This window comes from Arthrobacter sp. HLT1-20, assembly GCF_054510895.1.
Map to the genome: position 1 here is coordinate 37,179 of NZ_JBTNDR010000026.1, position 15,893 is coordinate 53,071.

At 65.1% G+C, this 15,893-nt stretch carries 17 protein-coding genes; 5 read left to right on the forward strand and 12 right to left on the reverse strand.

Features of this window, described 5'->3' with window-relative positions:
- Positions 1-31: 31 nt before the first annotated feature.
- A complete protein-coding gene (locus ACX80Q_RS13625; RefSeq protein ID WP_459331070.1) occupies positions 32-1,006 on the reverse strand; it encodes an o-succinylbenzoate synthase in 975 nt (324 codons plus the stop codon).
- A 156-nt stretch (positions 1,007-1,162) separates the two neighbouring features.
- On the opposite strand from ACX80Q_RS13625, the gene ACX80Q_RS13630 reads away from it, so the two are divergent.
- On the forward strand, positions 1,163-1,969 hold the full coding sequence (locus tag ACX80Q_RS13630) for a phosphatase PAP2 family protein (RefSeq protein WP_459331071.1): 807 nt from the start codon (positions 1,163-1,165) through the stop codon (positions 1,967-1,969).
- A 3-nt stretch (positions 1,970-1,972) separates the two neighbouring features.
- On the opposite strand, the gene ACX80Q_RS13635 is transcribed toward ACX80Q_RS13630, so the two are convergent.
- From ACX80Q_RS13635 to ACX80Q_RS13655, 5 genes are all read right to left on the reverse strand, one after another.
- Entirely contained in the window at positions 1,973-3,202 is a 1,230-nt protein-coding gene (locus ACX80Q_RS13635) for an MFS transporter (RefSeq protein WP_459331086.1), read from the reverse strand.
- A 125-nt stretch (positions 3,203-3,327) separates the two neighbouring features.
- Positions 3,328-4,035 carry an MBL fold metallo-hydrolase gene (locus ACX80Q_RS13640; RefSeq protein WP_459331072.1) on the reverse strand — a complete coding sequence of 236 codons (708 nt, stop codon included), beginning with the start codon at positions 4,033-4,035 and terminating at the stop codon, positions 3,328-3,330.
- 18 nt (positions 4,036-4,053) lie between these two features.
- Complete coding sequence (locus ACX80Q_RS13645) at positions 4,054-5,370, reverse strand: dihydrolipoamide acetyltransferase family protein (RefSeq protein ID WP_459331073.1); 1,317 nt, start codon at positions 5,368-5,370, stop codon at positions 4,054-4,056.
- A complete protein-coding gene (locus ACX80Q_RS13650) occupies positions 5,367-6,479 on the reverse strand; it encodes an alpha-ketoacid dehydrogenase subunit beta (RefSeq protein ID WP_459331074.1) in 1,113 nt (370 codons plus the stop codon). The genes ACX80Q_RS13645 and ACX80Q_RS13650 overlap by 4 nt, the downstream gene beginning before the upstream one ends.
- A complete protein-coding gene (locus ACX80Q_RS13655) occupies positions 6,476-7,612 on the reverse strand; it encodes a thiamine pyrophosphate-dependent enzyme (RefSeq protein ID WP_459331075.1) in 1,137 nt (378 codons plus the stop codon). The genes ACX80Q_RS13650 and ACX80Q_RS13655 overlap by 4 nt, the downstream gene beginning before the upstream one ends.
- Positions 7,613-7,851: 239 nt before the next feature.
- Here ACX80Q_RS13655 and ACX80Q_RS13660 point away from each other — a divergent pair, with 239 nt between their 5' ends.
- Entirely contained in the window at positions 7,852-8,304 is a 453-nt protein-coding gene (locus ACX80Q_RS13660; protein WP_459331076.1) for an Lrp/AsnC family transcriptional regulator, read from the forward strand.
- A 61-nt stretch (positions 8,305-8,365) separates the two neighbouring features.
- Here ACX80Q_RS13660 and ACX80Q_RS13665 read toward each other — a convergent pair whose 3' ends face one another.
- The 6 genes from ACX80Q_RS13665 to paaA all read right to left on the reverse strand — a co-directional run bounded on the left by ACX80Q_RS13665 (position 8,366) and on the right by paaA (position 13,206).
- Positions 8,366-9,148: an enoyl-CoA hydratase/isomerase family protein gene (locus tag ACX80Q_RS13665; protein ID WP_459331077.1), complete on the reverse strand. Its 783-nt coding sequence runs from the start codon at positions 9,146-9,148 to the stop codon at positions 8,366-8,368.
- 90 nt (positions 9,149-9,238) lie between these two features.
- Positions 9,239-10,429, reverse strand: a complete 1,191-nt coding sequence (gene paaE, locus ACX80Q_RS13670) for a 1,2-phenylacetyl-CoA epoxidase subunit PaaE (protein WP_459331078.1) — start codon at positions 10,427-10,429, stop codon at positions 9,239-9,241.
- Complete coding sequence (paaD, locus tag ACX80Q_RS13675) at positions 10,429-10,974, reverse strand: 1,2-phenylacetyl-CoA epoxidase subunit PaaD (RefSeq protein WP_459331079.1); 546 nt, start codon at positions 10,972-10,974, stop codon at positions 10,429-10,431. The genes paaE and paaD overlap by 1 nt, the downstream gene beginning before the upstream one ends.
- The gene (gene paaC, locus ACX80Q_RS13680) at positions 10,971-11,876 is read right to left on the reverse strand and encodes a 1,2-phenylacetyl-CoA epoxidase subunit PaaC (RefSeq protein ID WP_459331080.1); all 906 of its coding nucleotides are present in this window, start codon (positions 11,874-11,876) and stop codon (positions 10,971-10,973) included. Before paaC ends, paaD begins: the two co-directional genes overlap by 4 nt.
- Positions 11,873-12,205, reverse strand: coding sequence for a 1,2-phenylacetyl-CoA epoxidase subunit PaaB (gene paaB, locus ACX80Q_RS13685; protein ID WP_459331081.1), 333 nt, complete (start codon positions 12,203-12,205; stop codon positions 11,873-11,875). Before paaB ends, paaC begins: the two co-directional genes overlap by 4 nt.
- Before the next feature lie 2 nt (positions 12,206-12,207).
- Positions 12,208-13,206 carry a 1,2-phenylacetyl-CoA epoxidase subunit PaaA gene (paaA, locus tag ACX80Q_RS13690; RefSeq protein ID WP_459331082.1) on the reverse strand — a complete coding sequence of 333 codons (999 nt, stop codon included), beginning with the start codon at positions 13,204-13,206 and terminating at the stop codon, positions 12,208-12,210.
- Between the two features lie 166 nt (positions 13,207-13,372).
- Between paaA and paaI the strand changes: the two genes are divergently transcribed.
- Genes paaI through ACX80Q_RS13705 form a run of 3 tightly spaced genes read left to right on the forward strand, consistent with a single transcriptional unit; the run spans position 13,373 to position 15,804 of the window.
- Positions 13,373-13,825: a hydroxyphenylacetyl-CoA thioesterase PaaI gene (gene paaI, locus ACX80Q_RS13695; protein WP_459331083.1), complete on the forward strand. Its 453-nt coding sequence runs from the start codon at positions 13,373-13,375 to the stop codon at positions 13,823-13,825.
- Positions 13,818-15,134, forward strand: coding sequence for a phenylacetate--CoA ligase PaaK (gene paaK, locus ACX80Q_RS13700; RefSeq protein ID WP_459331087.1), 1,317 nt, complete (start codon positions 13,818-13,820; stop codon positions 15,132-15,134). The genes paaI and paaK overlap by 8 nt, the downstream gene beginning before the upstream one ends.
- Positions 15,135-15,183: 49 nt before the next feature.
- A complete protein-coding gene (locus ACX80Q_RS13705) occupies positions 15,184-15,804 on the forward strand; it encodes a TetR/AcrR family transcriptional regulator (protein ID WP_459331084.1) in 621 nt (206 codons plus the stop codon).
- Positions 15,805-15,893: the final 89 nt, after the last annotated feature.

Here is a 15,893-nt window from a genome sequence, read left to right on the forward strand (position 1 = left end):
CATGAGCCCAGCTTGGGTTCACAGGGAGCTGTCAGAGCAGTGCGTAGCAGCGGCGCAGCCGTTCCAGCCACCAATCGCGGCGTTCCGCCGGTGCGGCGCATTGCTCCAACAGCACCGGGTCTGCGACCACCTCACGCACCTCCATGCCGCCGGCAACCGCCACCAGGCTGGGTGCGGCAATGTCAGCCGCCATGAGGGACACGGTGCCCAGACCGCAGGCGTAAGGCAGTTCCGGGAGCGCGGCCGCCAGCGCCAATCCGGAGCTGATTCCCACGGACGAATCTAGGGCCGAGCTCACCACCGCCGGCAGCCCGGCTTCAGCCACAATCTCCAAGGCACGCCGCACACCGCCCAGCGGCGCCGCCTTCACCACGAGGAGATCTGCTGCCCCTGCGCGGGCCACGGCAAGGGGATCCGAGGCCTTGCGGACACTCTCGTCGGCGGCAATCAGCACCGTTCCGCGCATTGCCTTTCGTACTGCTGCCAGCTCCGCAATGGAAGCAACCGGCTGCTCGGCATACTCCAGCCCAAAGACGGAGAGCATCCGCAGCGCCCGCACGGCCTGCTCAACGTCCCAACCGCCGTTGGCATCCACCCTGATCTTGGCCTCAGGCAGTAAGTGCCGCACGGCTGCCACACGTGCGGCGTCCTCGGACAGGGACTGCCCTGCCTCGGCTACCTTGATTTTTACGGTGTGAACGGCGTCAAAGGCCGCCAAAACGGAGGGTACCTGTTCCGGGGCAACAGCCGGGACAGTGGCGTTGACGGGCACCCAGTCGCGCACTCGCTCAGGCTGCCCAAGCCAAGCAGCCTCCAAGGCCGACGCCAACCAGCGGGCCGACTCCTCGTCGTCGTACTCCAAAAACGGGCCAAACTCGCCCCACCCGGCAGGTCCCTTGAAAACCATCACTTCGCGGGTCTGGACACCCCTGAACTTCACGCGCATGGGGAGCGAAACGACGTGGGCGCTGGCCAGGACTTCATCCAGCGATGGGAGCGAGAACATGCCCCCCACTGTAGCGCCAACGTCAGGGTGTTCCCATGAAACTGTGGGAACCTAGAGGCGATGAACACCCACGCCGCATCTCGACGCACAGGCCCTCGCGGAGCACGCGCGCCCAAAATTTTTGCGTGGCCTTTTCTTCTGGCAGCGTTAATTAGTTTGGCCGGGTTGATTCTGACGTACAGATTCTTCGTCATCACCACCACGGGCCAGTTCATTGACGAGTCCGCTTTGGTGGAGGCGGCACTGGTCCGGGACCGCATCGGCGACCAAACAGCACAGCTGCTGGACCTCCTTCCGGCCACTTCTGTGGTCATTGCTGCCGTGGTGGTCCTGTTTGTCACCATTGCCCGGCGCCGCTGGAAGGCTGCAGGCATTGCCATTGCCGCCATGGCCGCGGCGAACCTCTCCACACAGTTGATCAAGGCCGGATTGCCTGACCGTCCCGATGTTGGGGTGTCCACCTTGGCGCTAAATTCGCTGCCGTCCGGGCACAGCACCTTGGCCGCCAGCGCTGCGGCCGCCGTGTTCCTGGTGGTCTCGCCTCGGTGGCGACCCGCGGTGGCCTTTGTGGGCGGCGGCTACGCCATTCTGGCCGGGATTTCCACCCTCATCAACCAGTGGCACCGACCCGCCGACGTGCTCGCGGCGTTCTTTGTGGTGGCGTTTTGGACTGCCTTGGCGGCCCTTTTTGTCATGCGGGGCGGTACCCAATGGAATGTGTGGCTGGGCTCGGGGATGCACTGGGCCTCCTCGCGCAAGTGGACGGCCTGCACGGCGGTCTTTGCAGCCATTGCCGTGACGCTCACGCTCCTGAACTTGCGTGCCGCCTATGCTGCCGGCACCGTTAGCAGCATCAACTATTTCTTTGCCGGAGTGGGCCAAATTGTGGCCGTGGGCTTTGGGCTGACCTTTGCCGCCACGTTGCTGCTCACGTTGCCCGTTCGACGCCGTTCCCAGCCTTAGTCCCTAGTGTCCCGGTGTGGCGGGCCTGCTGCGCGGCACCCAGTAGCCGAGCACCGCTGCCGCAGCCAGGCCCAACATGCCGGTGGCGGCAATGCCAAAGGACAGGGACACCACGGCCGTGAGGCCGGCGAGAATGGCGGGGCCGCTGGAGCCGCCACAGTCGGAAAGGAATCGCCAGATGCCCAGGAATTGGGCCCGGCCGTGGCGGGGTGAGTAGTCGGCCCCCAGCGTCATGATCATTCCGGAGCCGATCCCGTTGCCAAAACCAATCAGGAGCGCTACCAGCAGCAGGGATCCAGCCCCTGTGGTGAACGGCATGAGCAGCAAGGAGACGCCCATCAAGGTCATGGACGGCACGGCAACCCAGTTGCGCCCCTTTTTATCCATGACCTTCCCGGCGGGATAGAAGACCAGCATGTCGATGGCGCCAGACAGCCCATAAATCAGCGATGTGGCAGCCGGTTCCAGGCCAAGGTTGTCTGCCCACAGCGGCACCACCACCTGGCGGGCCGACCTCACCGCGCTGACCAGAATGACGCCGATGCCGATGGTGAGAAACAGCCTGCGGTTGGCGATGATCAAGGAGCGGACGGTAGGCATGGGCCCCTTGGGTGCAGGACCGTTGCCACTGACCAAGTCCGGCAACCACCAAGCCAGGACGCCGGCGGCACCGATGGCCACCGCGGCAACCCAGTAGGCGCCCTGCAGGCCCACAAGGTGGATGACCAGCGCACCAATGAACGGTCCGGCAAACAGGCCGATGCGCCCCACGCCGCCCAAGGTGGACATGGCACGTGCCCGCATGAGCGGCGGCACGGCCTCGGTGAGGTAGCTTTGCCGGGCCAGATTGAAGACGGCGGCCGCGGCACCGATGAGGAACACGCCGGCCCCAAACACCACCAGGTTGGGTGAAAAACCGCACAGCATCAGGGCGATCAGGCTGAGCCCCGCGGCCCCCATCATGCTCAGGCGCTCCCCGAACCTAGCTGTCAAGAGCGAGGCCGGAATGTTGCTCACCAGCGACCCAAGCCCGATCAGGGCCACCACCAAGGCCGCCCCTGCCAGGGAGGAGCCCAGGTCGCGGGCGCTGAGCGGAATGATGGGCAGGATGGCGCCTTCGCCAATGCCAAACAGCAATGATGGCCCAAACGCCGGGACGGCGATGGACCACAGGCTAAAGTCACCGGGGTTTGCGCTCTTGTTCACTATCCCCACTGTAGACCCGCCCCGCATCTCCGCCAGCCCGGGGGCCGCTGTGGACACACGGCGAGGTTCGGGGGCCGTTGCAGACATTCGCCCGTGGTCGGCCCTCAAGCGAATGTCTGCAACGGCCCCCTGCCTGGTTTTGAGTGGCGGGATTAGTTTGGCGGAGCGTCAGCTTCCAGCCGACCAGCCATCCAGGCGGCGAAACCGGCGGTCACGGGCCGGCCGTGGCCCGGCACCATGATGGGATACCTGTGCCCCATGTCTGCCAGTTTGCGCAGAACGTGCACCCATTCGCGCACAAACGCATCCTCATATTGTGGCTGCGCACCCTCCTCCACCACGTCACCGGTGAACAGGACACTGCGCGCCCCCACCATCAAGTCGCCGTCCGTGTGCCCACGGCCCAGCGTGAACAAGTCAACGCTGATCCCACCCAGATCCAGGGTGACTGGTGCATGGCAAACCAAGTGAGTGGGAACCACCATTTCAGTATCCGGCCCCTTTCCGGCAGCCATTTCCGGTTCCGTAGCGGCCACGGCGGCCCGTTGTGCCTCCCCCGTCCCGGCGATGCTCCGCGCAGCGTTGGCGTGCGCCCAAAACTCCGTGGCGCCGTCGCGCATAAAGACGGCGTTTCCAAAGAAGTGGTCCCAATGGGCATGGGTGACGGCCACAAGCAGCGGCAGCCCAGTCAGTGTCCGGACGGCGAGCAGGATTTCACGCGCGTGCCGCGGACCGCAACCGGTGTCGATCAACAGTGCGCGGTCGGTGCCAACAACCAGCCCAATGTTAACCAGGGCCCTTTCTGGGGAACTGGGCATCAGGTAGATTCCGCTGCCGAGTTGCTGCCATGAAGCCGTCATGTCACCACCCTAGTGGCGCTAGAGATCAGCCACCACGGAGCCAGGGCTCTCCATGGCATCCGCCACGAAGCGCAGGAAGCCGGCTGCCACGGCGCCGTCGCACACCCGGTGGTCGAACGCCAGGGTCAACTCGGTCAGCTGGCGCACGCACAACTCCCCGTTGACCACCCACGGCTTGTCCATGATGCGTCCAATCCCCAGCATGGCCACCTCCGGGTGGTTGATGATGGCGGCCGAACCATCCACCCCGAACACACCGTAGTTGTTGATGGTGAACGTGCCCCCGCGCAAGGTCTCCGGTCCTGCCTTGCCGCCGCGCACCTGCTCTGTGACGGCACGAATACGCCCATCCAGCGCGCGGGCGCTGAGGCCCTGAACGTTGCGGACCACGGGCACCATGAGTCCACGATCCGTCTGAGCCGCGATGCCAAGGTTGATGCCGGCAAACTCCACGAGCTCCTGTTCCTGCCCGTTGTGACCCACCTGCATGTTCAGGGCCGGGAAACGGCCCAGAGCCGCGGCAACAAAGCGCGCCACAAATGCCAGCACGCTGGGCGCGCCACCGTCTTTGACCTTCAACTCCCGCCGCAACTCCATGAGCGCCGTGGCGTCAACGTCAACCCACACCGTGGCGTCAGGAATTTCAGCCCGGCTGCGGGTCAGCGCCACGGCAGCTGCCTTCTTCACGCCAGCGAGCGGGGTCCTGCTGGCTACTTCAAGGCCGGTCCGTTGATCGACGACGGCGGCTGGCCCGGCCGAGGCTGCCATGGCCTGTTCAACATCTTGGCGCAGGATGAGTCCGTCACTGCCGGAGCCGTCAATGTCAGCGAGCGCCAATCCGTGGTCGTGTGCCAATTTCCGCACTAGGGGCGAAACCACCAGATGGGATCGGTGCGGAGCCGCCGTGGTTCCGGTGGCTGCTCCCGTGGCGGTGGCATGAAGATGTTGGCGCAGCGCCGGCCTGGTCCGCCCCGCAGCGCCGTGGCCCGACGTCCCGTAGCCAATGAGTACGTTCCCGGAGCCGGAGGGGGTGTGTGCCCCCACTTCCGTGGGCACCGCGGCGGCGTCCAGAACGGAAGTGGGAGCCGCCTGCACCGTAGAAGCAACCGAGATCAGCGGCTCGCCAACCGTCAGGGTGTCGCCTTCGGCACCGTGCAGGGTTTCCACCACGCCTTCAAAGGGCGAGGGAACTTCCACGACGGACTTGGCGGTTTCCACCTCGGCGATGGGTTGGTCCACATGGACGGGGTCGCCCACATTGACCAACCACGTGACCAGCTCGGCTTCAACCAGGCCCTCGCCTAGGTCGGGAAGAAGGAATACTTGCATGCTCATGAGATCTCCCACTGAAGGTTGTCGACGGCGTCGAGGATGCGGTCCACGCCGGGAAGGTAATACTTTTCGAGCTTGGGCGCCGGGTAGGGGGTGTCGAAGCCGGTGACACGCAGGACGGGTGCGGCCAGCGAGTGGAAGCAGCGTTCCTGGATGCGGGCCACAATCTCCGATGCCATGGACGCAAAGCCAGGTGCTTCTGCGATGACGACTGCCCGTCCAGTGGATTTGACGGCGGCGGTGACGGTTTCGTCGTCGAACGGCACCAGCGAGCGCACATCAATGACTTGCAGGGAACGGCCCTCGGCAGCAGCCGTCTCGGCGGCGGCGAGCGCCACCGCCACGGATGGGCCGTAGGCGATCAAGGTGGCGTCGGTGCCGTGCCGGGCAATGGCGGCGTGGCCAATGGTGGACGGCGTGGCAGCACCCCCGCGTGCGTCGCTGTCTGCATACCGGGCGCGCAGGGCATCCAGGTCAACCGTGTCCTTGCTGAAGTACAACTTTTTGGGTTCCAGGAACACCACAGGGTCCGGGGAGGCGATTGCGTCGCGCAGCATGATGTAGGCGTCGGCCACGGTGGAGGGTGTGAGCACAGTCAGCCCCGGCGTGTGGACGTAATAGGCCTCGGAGGAGTCGCAGTGGTGTTCCACCCCGCCAATCCCGCCGGCGTAGGGGATCCTGATGACCAGCGGCAGGCGCACCTGCCCCCGGGTGCGGTTGCCCAGTTTGGCAACGTGGCTGGTGATCTGCTCAAAGGCGGGGTAGGCGAAAGCGTCGAACTGCATCTCCACCACGGGCTTCATCCCATTGATGGCCATCCCGGTGGCCATGCCGATGATGCCGGATTCGGCCAGCGGCGTGTCAAAGCACCGTTCCTCACCAAATTGTTTGGTGAGCCCGTCGGTCACCCGGAACACCCCTCCCAGGGTGCCCACGTCTTCCCCAAACACCACGACGGCGGGATCTGCGGCCATGGCGTCGGCCATGGCCAAGGTGAGGGCCTTGGCAAAGGTGATGGTTTGGACACCTGACAGGAGTTCCCCTGGCTGGGCGGCTGGCCCGGAGGGCTGGGGCGTCTGGGGCGTCTGGGGCGTCTGGGCAATGGTGGTCATGATGAGGCTCCCACGGTGGCTGATGAGGCGGCAAGTTCCGCCGCAAGCAGGGTGCTTTGTTCACGCAATTGGGGTGTTGGCGCGCTGTAGACGAACCGGAAGAGATCCAAGGGGTCCACAGCGGTCTCCGCGTTGAGCCCGTCCCGCAGCGTCTTGGCCGTCGCTTCCGCGGCCACTGCGATGCGTTCGCTCTCGGCGTCAGCCAGCGCCCCGGCGTCGTGCAAGTATTTCTCCACCCGGAGCAGCGGATCCTTCGGCACCCACTGGGCTACCTCGGCGTCGCTGCGGTAGCGGGTGGAATCGTCGGCGTTGGTGTGCGCCTGCATCCGGTACGTGTGTGCTTCGACCAGGGCGGGCCCGCCACCGTTGCGGGCCCGGTGCACCGCGTGGCCCAGGACGGCGAGCAGGGCGGCCAGGTCATTGCCGTCCACGCGCTCGCCGGGCATCCCATAGCCCACGGCTTTGTGGGCCAAGGATGGGGCAACGCTCTGCCGGATGAGCGGGACGGAGATGGCGTATTGATTGTTTTGGATGAGGAAAACCACCGGGACGTGGAAGACGGCGGCAAAGTTCAGCGCCTCATGAAAGTCGCCCTCGCTGCTGGCGCCGTCCCCGCACAGGGCCAGGGCCACTGTGTCCTCGCCGCGCAGCTTGGCCGCGTGCGCCACCCCCACCGCATGCAGCAGCTGGGTGGCCAACGGTGTGGTGGGGTTTCCCGTGTTGTAGTCGTGGGGGTTGAAACCGGAGTGCCAGTCACCGCGCAAACCCTCGAAGGCTTCAGCGGGAGACACCCCGCGGCCCAGCACGGCCACGGTGTCGCGGTAGGTGGGGAAGAGCCAATCACTGCGCCGCAGGGACATGACAGCTGCCACCTGACAGGCCTCCTGCCCGTGCGACGACGGATACACCGCCATGCGCCCCTGCCGCACCAGGGCACCCGCCTGATCATTGACGCGCCGGCCCACCACCAGGCGTTCGTAGCCCTCGAGCAGCGTGGACATGTCGGGGAGTTCGTAAGGCTCCTTGTACTGCCTGGTTGGCGCCGCGGTGCCATCGGCGGTGATGAGCTGGACGGGTTCGGCCGAGGGCAGCAGGTAACTCTGGCTCTCGAGGAATTCCGGGTGGGTCGTCATTGAACTCCGCCCTCCTTTGGGTGGTCGGCTCGCCCGCAGGACAGCCGGGGTGCACGGGTGAAGATGTTCTGTCCCCTTCAGTATGTAATTGACCCCGTTTTGTATCCATAGTTTTGTAATTCTCTGGAATTTGCCGATCAACAGCCGTAGTCTGAAAGACAGAATGACATGTGAGCGGCACCACAGTTCCACCTTTTTGTGGAGTGTCCTTGTCCCGTCCCAGCCGATCCAGGAGTGCCGTGACCGAGAATTCCCCAACCCCGCTCGACGCCGTGGACAAAAAGATTCTGGCTGAGCTCACCCGGGATGGCCGCATGTCCGTCAGCACCGTGGCGGAGAACGTCCACATCTCCCGCGCCCACGCGTATTCGCGCATTTCCCGCCTGACTGCCGACGGCGTCCTGACCAAGTTCACCGCCCTAGTGGACCCCATTAAGGCGGGCTTGAAGTCCTCCGCCTACGTCACTCTGAAGGTGAGTCAGCATTCCTGGCGGGAACTGCGGGAGGAATTGCGGGCCATCCCCGAGGTGGCACACATTGCCTTGGTGGGCGGCGATTTCGATGTCATCCTGTTGGTCCGTGCGGAAGACAACCAGGGCCTCCGCAAGGTCATCTTTGACCGGCTCCAGTCCATGCCGGGAGTCCTGGACACCCAAACGTTCCTGATCTTCGAGGATTTGGACACCCGGTAGCGGTGTGGGGTCCTCCTGCGCACTCGGCGAGGGGACCCTGGGGCGTGGGCCGGGCGAGAAACTAGTGCCCCGTGAATTTTGCTTTCCGTTTGGCGGTGAAGGCGGCAAACCCTTCGGCGTAGTCGGCGGTGCGGGAAAGTTCCACTTGCGCCGAGTTTTCCAGTACGACGGCGTCCCACAGTCCCAGCCGCCGGTCCCGGATCGCTGCCACGAGTTCCTTGCTGGCGTTGAAGGCCCTGGTGGGGCCTGTTGCCGTTTTTGCAACGGCGGCCCGGGTGAAGTCGAGCAGCTCCTCAGCCGGCAGGGCCCTGCTGAACAAGCCGCCCTTGACGGCTTCCTCCCCGCTCATGAGTTCGGAGGTGTAAATCAAATCGAGCGTGCGGTGCATGCCTAGACGTTCGGCAAACAGCCAATGGCCGCCGGAGTCCAGTGTGGCCCCGAGGTTGCCGAAGGGAGAACCGATCTTGGCATTGTTGGCCAGATAGACCACGTCCGTGGCGATGAGCAGCCCCAAGCCCACGCCGAGGCAGGCGCCTTGGGCCGCGGCAAACGTGGGTGCGGGGAATGCGGCCATCTTCTGCAGCAGCGGGGCTAGCAAGTCCTCGAGATAGCCCCGGGCATCGTCGTTGGCCCCGTCCACCCCGGCAATGTCCCGGCCGGAACAAAACGCCCGACCCTCCCCGCGCAGCAGCAAGGCCCGAACATGGCCCGCAGCCACGGCATCACCCGCCTCGTCATAGACGGCGCTGAGCTCGCGCAGACCATCCTCGTTGAGTGCGTTGAGCTTGTGCGGGGCATTAAGCACAACCTCTGCCACGCCGTCAGCAATGGAAAGCTCAATCATGGTGACTCCTCAAGGACTGGTGAGACGAGAACCAAGGCGGCGGAGCCGGGCACCAGCCGCCAAATTCGTGCAGCGACGGCCGGCGCGAAACTAGACGTCGTAGTCAACTGTGACCTCCGGCGTGGTGGGCCGGGACTGGCACGTGAGGACGTAACCGTTGGCGAGCTCGTCCGGCTCCAGGGCGTAATTCTCCTCCATGTCCACGTGCCCGGACACGAGCTTGGCCCGGCAGGTCCCGCACACGCCGCCGGCACAGGCGAAGGGGACGTCGGGGCGCACGCGCAGGGCGGCGTTGAGGATGGATTCGCGGGCGTGGGTGGGGCTCAGGATGTCGGTCTTGAGCCCGTCGAGGGTGAAGGTGATCTTGTAGTTCTCCTCCGATTCGTCCACGATGACGCGGCGGCCGGCCTGGCCTTCGGGGCGGCTGGGCGTGCCGGTGGTGAACAGCTCAAAGCGGATCCTGTCCTTGGGCACACCCCGGGCGGCGAGCACGTCGCGGCACAGCTGGACGAGTTCAAAGGGGCCGCACAGGAACCATTCGTCCACGTCGTCACTGTGGATGGCCGTGCCCAGCAGCGCCTCGAGCTTGTCGGCGTCGAGCCGGCCGCTCATCAGGGGCGCAATGCGCTGTTCCCGGGAGAGCACATGGTGCAGGGCCAGCCGGGCCGGGTACCTGTCCTTGAGATCCGCGAGCTCCTCAAGGAACATGACGTCCATGGAGGCCTTGTTGGCGTACACCAGGTCGAAGCGGGTTTCGGCATTGGCGGCCAGCAGTGTCCGGGCAATGGCGATGACGGGGGTGATGCCGGAGCCCGCGGCGATGGCCACAAACGTGCCCGCGCCGCGGATCAGGTCCTCGGGGTGGTTCATACCGGTGAGCACGTTGGAGATATCGCCGTGTTTGGAGATGAACGCGCCCATGGGGCTCATGACGTCCAGGGTGGCTCCGACACTCAGCTCGGCGTTTGCCCAGGTGGAGAACTGTCCACCAAGGTCGCGCTTGATGGCAACCTTGATCTCGGAGCTGCCGTCGCCGAACTGGACCGGGGCGGCGCAGATGGAGTAGCTGCGCCGCACTTCCCGGGGTACGCCGGAATCGTCCGGCATCTGCAGGCGCAGAGCAACGTACTGGCCGGGGAGGTAGTCGTAGTAGCCGGACAGCCCGGGCGGGACGGCGAAGGTGACCTCGATGGCGTCCTCGGTGAGGCGCCGAACCTGTGCCACTGTCAGCGTGTGGAAGGCCGCACGACGCCGGGCGGCGGCGTTGGCGGGGACGCTCATCAGAGCACCTTGAAGTAGTCAAAGGGTTCCTTGCAGTCCTGGCAGACGTACAGTGCCTTGCAGGAGGTGGAACCGAAGCGGGTGATTTCCTTGGTGTTCAGTGACTGGCATTGCGGGCATTTGACCGCCAGCAACAGCCGGACTCGGCCGCTGTGCCCGCCGGCGCTGGCCTGCCCGCTGGGGGCGGCGATCCCGTATTCCTGCAGTTTCGCCTTGCCTGCGTCCGTCATCCAGTCGGTGGTCCATGCCGGTGCCAGCACCGTCACTATGTCCACCTGTGGGTAGCCTTCGGCGGCAAACACGCTCAGAAGGTCCTCGCGGATGGCATCCATGGCGGGGCAGCCCGAATAGGTGGGCGTGATGGTGATGCGCACGGCTGGCTTGGCGGACGCGGCACCCCGCCGGCCGCCGTCGTCCACCTCGACGGCGCGCAGGATGCCCAGGTCCTCGATGGTGAGGACAGGGATCTCGGGGTCGCAGACGCTGGCGGCGATGCCCCAGGCCAGCTGCCGGGAGGTCTTGTGAAGCGTGTCCACGGCGCTCACCAGCTTGCCCCGGGGTACTCGCGCGCCAGCACCTGCATCTCGGCCAGCAGGTAGCCCAGATGTTCGGAGTGGCGTCCCTGCCGGCCTCCTCCGGTGGCCATGGGTTGCGCAGGGACCTCCAGTTCCGCTTCGGCCAGGACTTCTCCGGTGGCGCGGTCAAACTCCGAGCGCAGACTTGAGGGCACCACGCCGGCATCGCCCAGCAGCACCGTCAGCGCATCGTCGTGGAACAGTTCCCCCACAAAGGGCCACATCGAATCCAGTCCATTGATCATGCGGCGGCGGGATTCGTCAGTGCCGCCGGCCAGGCGCAGCACCCACTGCGTGCTGTGGTCCAGGTGGTAGTCAACTTCCTTGACGGCCTTGGCGGCAATTGCTGCCAGCATGGGATCACTTGAGTGGCTCAGCTCCCGGTAGAGCGGGAACTGATAGTTGGCCGCAATGAATTGCCGGGCGATGGTGGCGGCAAAATCTCCGTTGGGCTGCTCGAACAAGTGAGCCGACCGGAATTCCGCTTCACGGCGGAAGTAGGCCAGGTCATCCTCGGACTTGCCCCACGCGCTTCCTGCGTACGTCAGGAAGGAGCGGGCGTGGCCCAGTTGGTCCAGGGCAATGTTGCCCAGCGCCACGTCTTCCTCCAGTTCCGGGGCGCGGGAAATCCAGTGGCCCAGCCTTTGCGCCAACACTAGGGCGTCGTCGCCCAGACGCAGCGCATACTCTGCCACCTCCTCGCCGGGCTTCTCGGCGCCCTGCCGGGCTCCGAGGGCAATATCTTCGGGGCGCAGGGCGTGGCCGGGTGGGGCCCCGCCAGCGAGGGCCCCGTCGCGAGCTTGCGAGCGAGGGGAGCTGTTGGGGGTTATGCGGGTGGCGGACGCGGACGCGTCGCCCAGTGACTGTTTCATAAATGCTTCACCCCTTCGCTCTTCGTGTAGTACGTGGCATGCCGGTAGTCCTTGCCCTGCGGCGATTCGAAGAAGGAACCCTTGGCATCGGGGTCGGAGGCGGCAATGGCGTCGGCCGGAACCACCCAGATGGACACACCCTCGTTGCGGCGGGTGTACAGGTCGCGGGCGTTGCGCAGGGCCATGGCCGCGTCGGGTGCATGGAGCGAACCGGCGTGGACGTGGCTGAGGCCACGGCTGGAACGGACAAACACTTCCCACAGGGGCCAACGGTGGGCACCCACTCCGGGCGCCGGCGCGGAACTTTCAGTGGATTCTTGGGCGCTCATGCTCAGGCTGCTGCTTTCTGCGCGTGCTTGGCGGCCTGCTTTTCGGCATAGACCGCTGCGGCTTCACGAACCCAGGCGCCGTCGTCGTGCGCGGAACGGCGGCGCTCCAGGCGTTGGGCGTTGCAGGGGCCGCGGCCGGCCAGGACTTCCTTGAATTCCTCCCAGTCCAGCGGACCATGCTCCCACTTGTTGGTTTCCGCGTCGAAGCGGATGTTCTCATCCGGCAGGCCCAGGCCCAACACCTTGACTTGTTCCACCAGCATGCCCACAAAGCGTGAGCGGAGCTCGTCATTGCTGAAGCGCTTGATGTTCCAGGCCATGGACTGCCGGGAATTGGGCGAATCGTCATCCGGCGGCCCAAACATCATCAACGACGGGGCGTACCAGCGGTTCACCGCGTCCTGGGCCATGCTGCGTTGTGCGGGTGTGCCGTTGGCCAGCTCCAAGAGGATCTCAAAGCCCTGCCGCTGGTGGAAGGATTCCTCCTTGCAGACGCGCACCATGGCCCGGCCGTAGGGCCCATACGATGCCCGGCACAGCGGCACCTGGTTGCAGATCGCGGCGCCGTCCACCATCCAGCCGATGGCTCCCATGTCCGCCCAGGTGACGGCGGGGTAGTTGAAGATGGAGGAATAGCGGGCCTTGCCGGCAACCAGCGCGTCCATCATCTCGTCGCGCGTGGTCCCCAGGGTTTCGGCGGCCGAGTACAGGTACAGGCCGTGTCCGGCCTCGTCCTGGACCTTGGCCATGAGGATGGATTTGCGTTTGAGGCTGGGCGCCCGCGTAATCCAGTTGGCCTCGGGCTGCATACCAATGATCTCCGAATGCGCGTGCTGGGAGATTTGCCGCACCAGTGTGCGGCGGTAGGCCTCGGGCATCCAGTCGCGCGGTTCTATCCGGGAGTCCTTGGCGATGATCGCATCAAAGTTTTCCTGCCCGGCGGCGTCCCACTCCGCTGCAACCTGGGCGGGCCGACTGCCGGAATGCTCACTGTGTGCCACGACTGCTCCTCGAATCACCCAAGAATTAATTACCGACCGTTCGTTCAGAATATATCCCCGCCTTGAGTGCGTCAACCATTCCGGGCAGCGGGCCGGAGGCATTGACAAGGCACTCGCGAAGGGTATTACCTAATGAACATTCAGTAAGAAAAAACAGGGAGCATGTATGGCGGCAATCGAGTCGCGAGTTGGCCATCCGTTGTTAAAGGACGACGCCGCCTCCGCCTGGCTGGGGATCGAGGTGCTGCGCATAGATGATGGACATGCCACGATCGCCATGACCCTGCGTGCAGAAATGATGAACGGTTTCGGTATCACGCACGGCGGCATGATCTTCGCCTTTGCGGATTCTGCCTTCGCCCTGGCCTGCAACCCGGCCGATGGTGACGCGGACACCGTGACTGTGGCATCCGGCGTCGACGTCAATTTCCTGGCCCCCACGCACGCAGGGCAGCGGATCCTTGCCGTTGCCAACCGGCGCCAGCAGCAGGGCCGCAGCGGCCTGTACGACGTCCAGGTCCTGGACAGCGACGGCACCACGGTGGTTGCAGAATTCCGCGGCCGCAGCCGGACCATCCCGAACAAACCCCCGAAGGAGAAGCCGGCCAATGATGACTGACACCACCCAGGGCGATCCTTCCCAATTGGACGCGGCCGAGCTCCTGGGCCGGGACGAGTTGGAGGCACTGCAGCTGGCCCGGCTGAAACACACCCTTGCCTACGCCTACGCCCGCGTGCCCCTCTACAAGCGGAAATTCGATGAGGCAGGGGTGCACCCGTCCGATTTGTTGGAGCTGGCCGATCTTGCCAAGTTTCCGTACACCACCAAGGAGGACCTGCGCCAGGAATACCCCTTCGGCATGTTCGCCGTGCCGCAAAGCGAGGTGGTGCGCATCCATGCCAGTTCCGGGACCACAGGCCGGCCCACGGTGGTGGGCTATACGGCCAACGACATCAGGGTGTGGGCTTCGCTGGTGGCCCGCTCCCTGCGCGCCTCCGGAGTCAGGCCGGGCATGTTGGTCCATAACGCCTACGGCTACGGCCTGTTCACCGGCGGGCTGGGCGCACACTACGGCGCCGAGGCGCTGGGCACCACCGTCATCCCCATGTCCGGCGGGCAGACGGAAAAGCAGATCCAGCTCATCACCGACTTTGAGCCGGACGCCATCATGTGCACCCCCACCTACCTGCTGACCATCATGGACGCCATGCTCCACCGCGGCATCGACCCGCGCAGTACCTCGCTAAAAATTGCTGTCTGCGGCGCCGAACCGTGGACCGAGGAGATGCGCCGCGAACTGGAAACGGGACTTGACCTGCAGGCCTGCGACATCTATGGACTCTCCGAAGTCATGGGTCCGGGAGTGGCCGGTGAATGCGTGGAAACCAAGGACGGCAACCACATCTGGGAGGACCACTTTCGTCCGGAAATCATCGACCCCTTTGACCACTCAACCGTGCTGCCCGACGGCGAGGAGGGTGAGTTGGTCTTTACCTCGCTGAGCAAGGAAGCCTTGCCGATCATCCGGTACCGCACCAAGGACCTGTCCAAGCTGCTGCCCGGCACGGCCCGCCCCGCCATGCGTAGGATGGCGCGGATCACCGGCCGCAGCGACGACATGATCATTTTGCGCGGGGTGAACCTGTTCCCGTCACAGGTCGAGGAAATTGCCCTGCGCATCCCGGCCCTGAGCCCACACTTCCAACTGGAGCTAACCCGCGCGGGCAGGATGGATGAGATGACAATCCACATCGAGCCGCGGGAAAACACCACGGCCTCCGAACGCGCCGCTGCGGGGCTGCTGCTGAAGTCCCAGATCAAGATCCACATCGGCTCCTCCTGCACCGTCGACATTGTCACCCCGGGCACCTTGGAGCGCTCGAACGGAAAGCTCAGGCGGATCTACGACAACCGGCCCAAGGCCTGAGCCATTCCGGCGGCCGACGCCGTCAAAACCCCGTGAGAAACTAGGAACCATGCCCGCCATCCTCCCCACCGCAGCCGCCCAGCCTCCCGCCAGCAAACGCGGACGCCCCGGATACGACCAGCAATCGGTGCTGCGCATTGCCGTGGACGTCTTCAACAAGCACGGCTACGAGGCCACGTCCATGGGCATCCTGGCGGAAAATTTGGGCATTTCCAAGTCGGCCATCTACCACCACGTCCCATCCAAGGAGGATCTGCTCCGGCTGGCCCTGGATGAGGCCCTGGGTGGGCTGGAGGAGATCCTGACGCTCGAGCGCGCCACCTCCGGAAGCGCCCAGGCCCGCCTTGAGTTCGTGCTCCGGGGCACCGTTTCCGTGCTCGTGGACAGGCTGCCGTTCGTGACCCTGCTGCTGCGCCTGCGCGGCAACACGGAGATGGAGCGCCTGGCACTGTCCCGCCGCCGCACCTTCGACAAGACCATCACCGGCTTGGTCTCCGCCGCCCAAAGGGATGGCTCGGTGCGCAGCGACATTGACCCCGGCACCATCACCCGGCTTCTTTTTGGCACCATCAATTCCATCGTGGAGTGGTACAAGCCCGGGGGTCCCCTGACGGCGAAGAAGCTGGCCGACGACGTCATCTCCATGGCGTTCGAGGGCCTGCACAAGTAGCCTGCACCCCACGTCCCGCCCCGCCCCGCCTGCCGAACGGGGAGTAGATGCTGATGTTGTCGCCCAACATCAGCATCTACTCCCCGTTC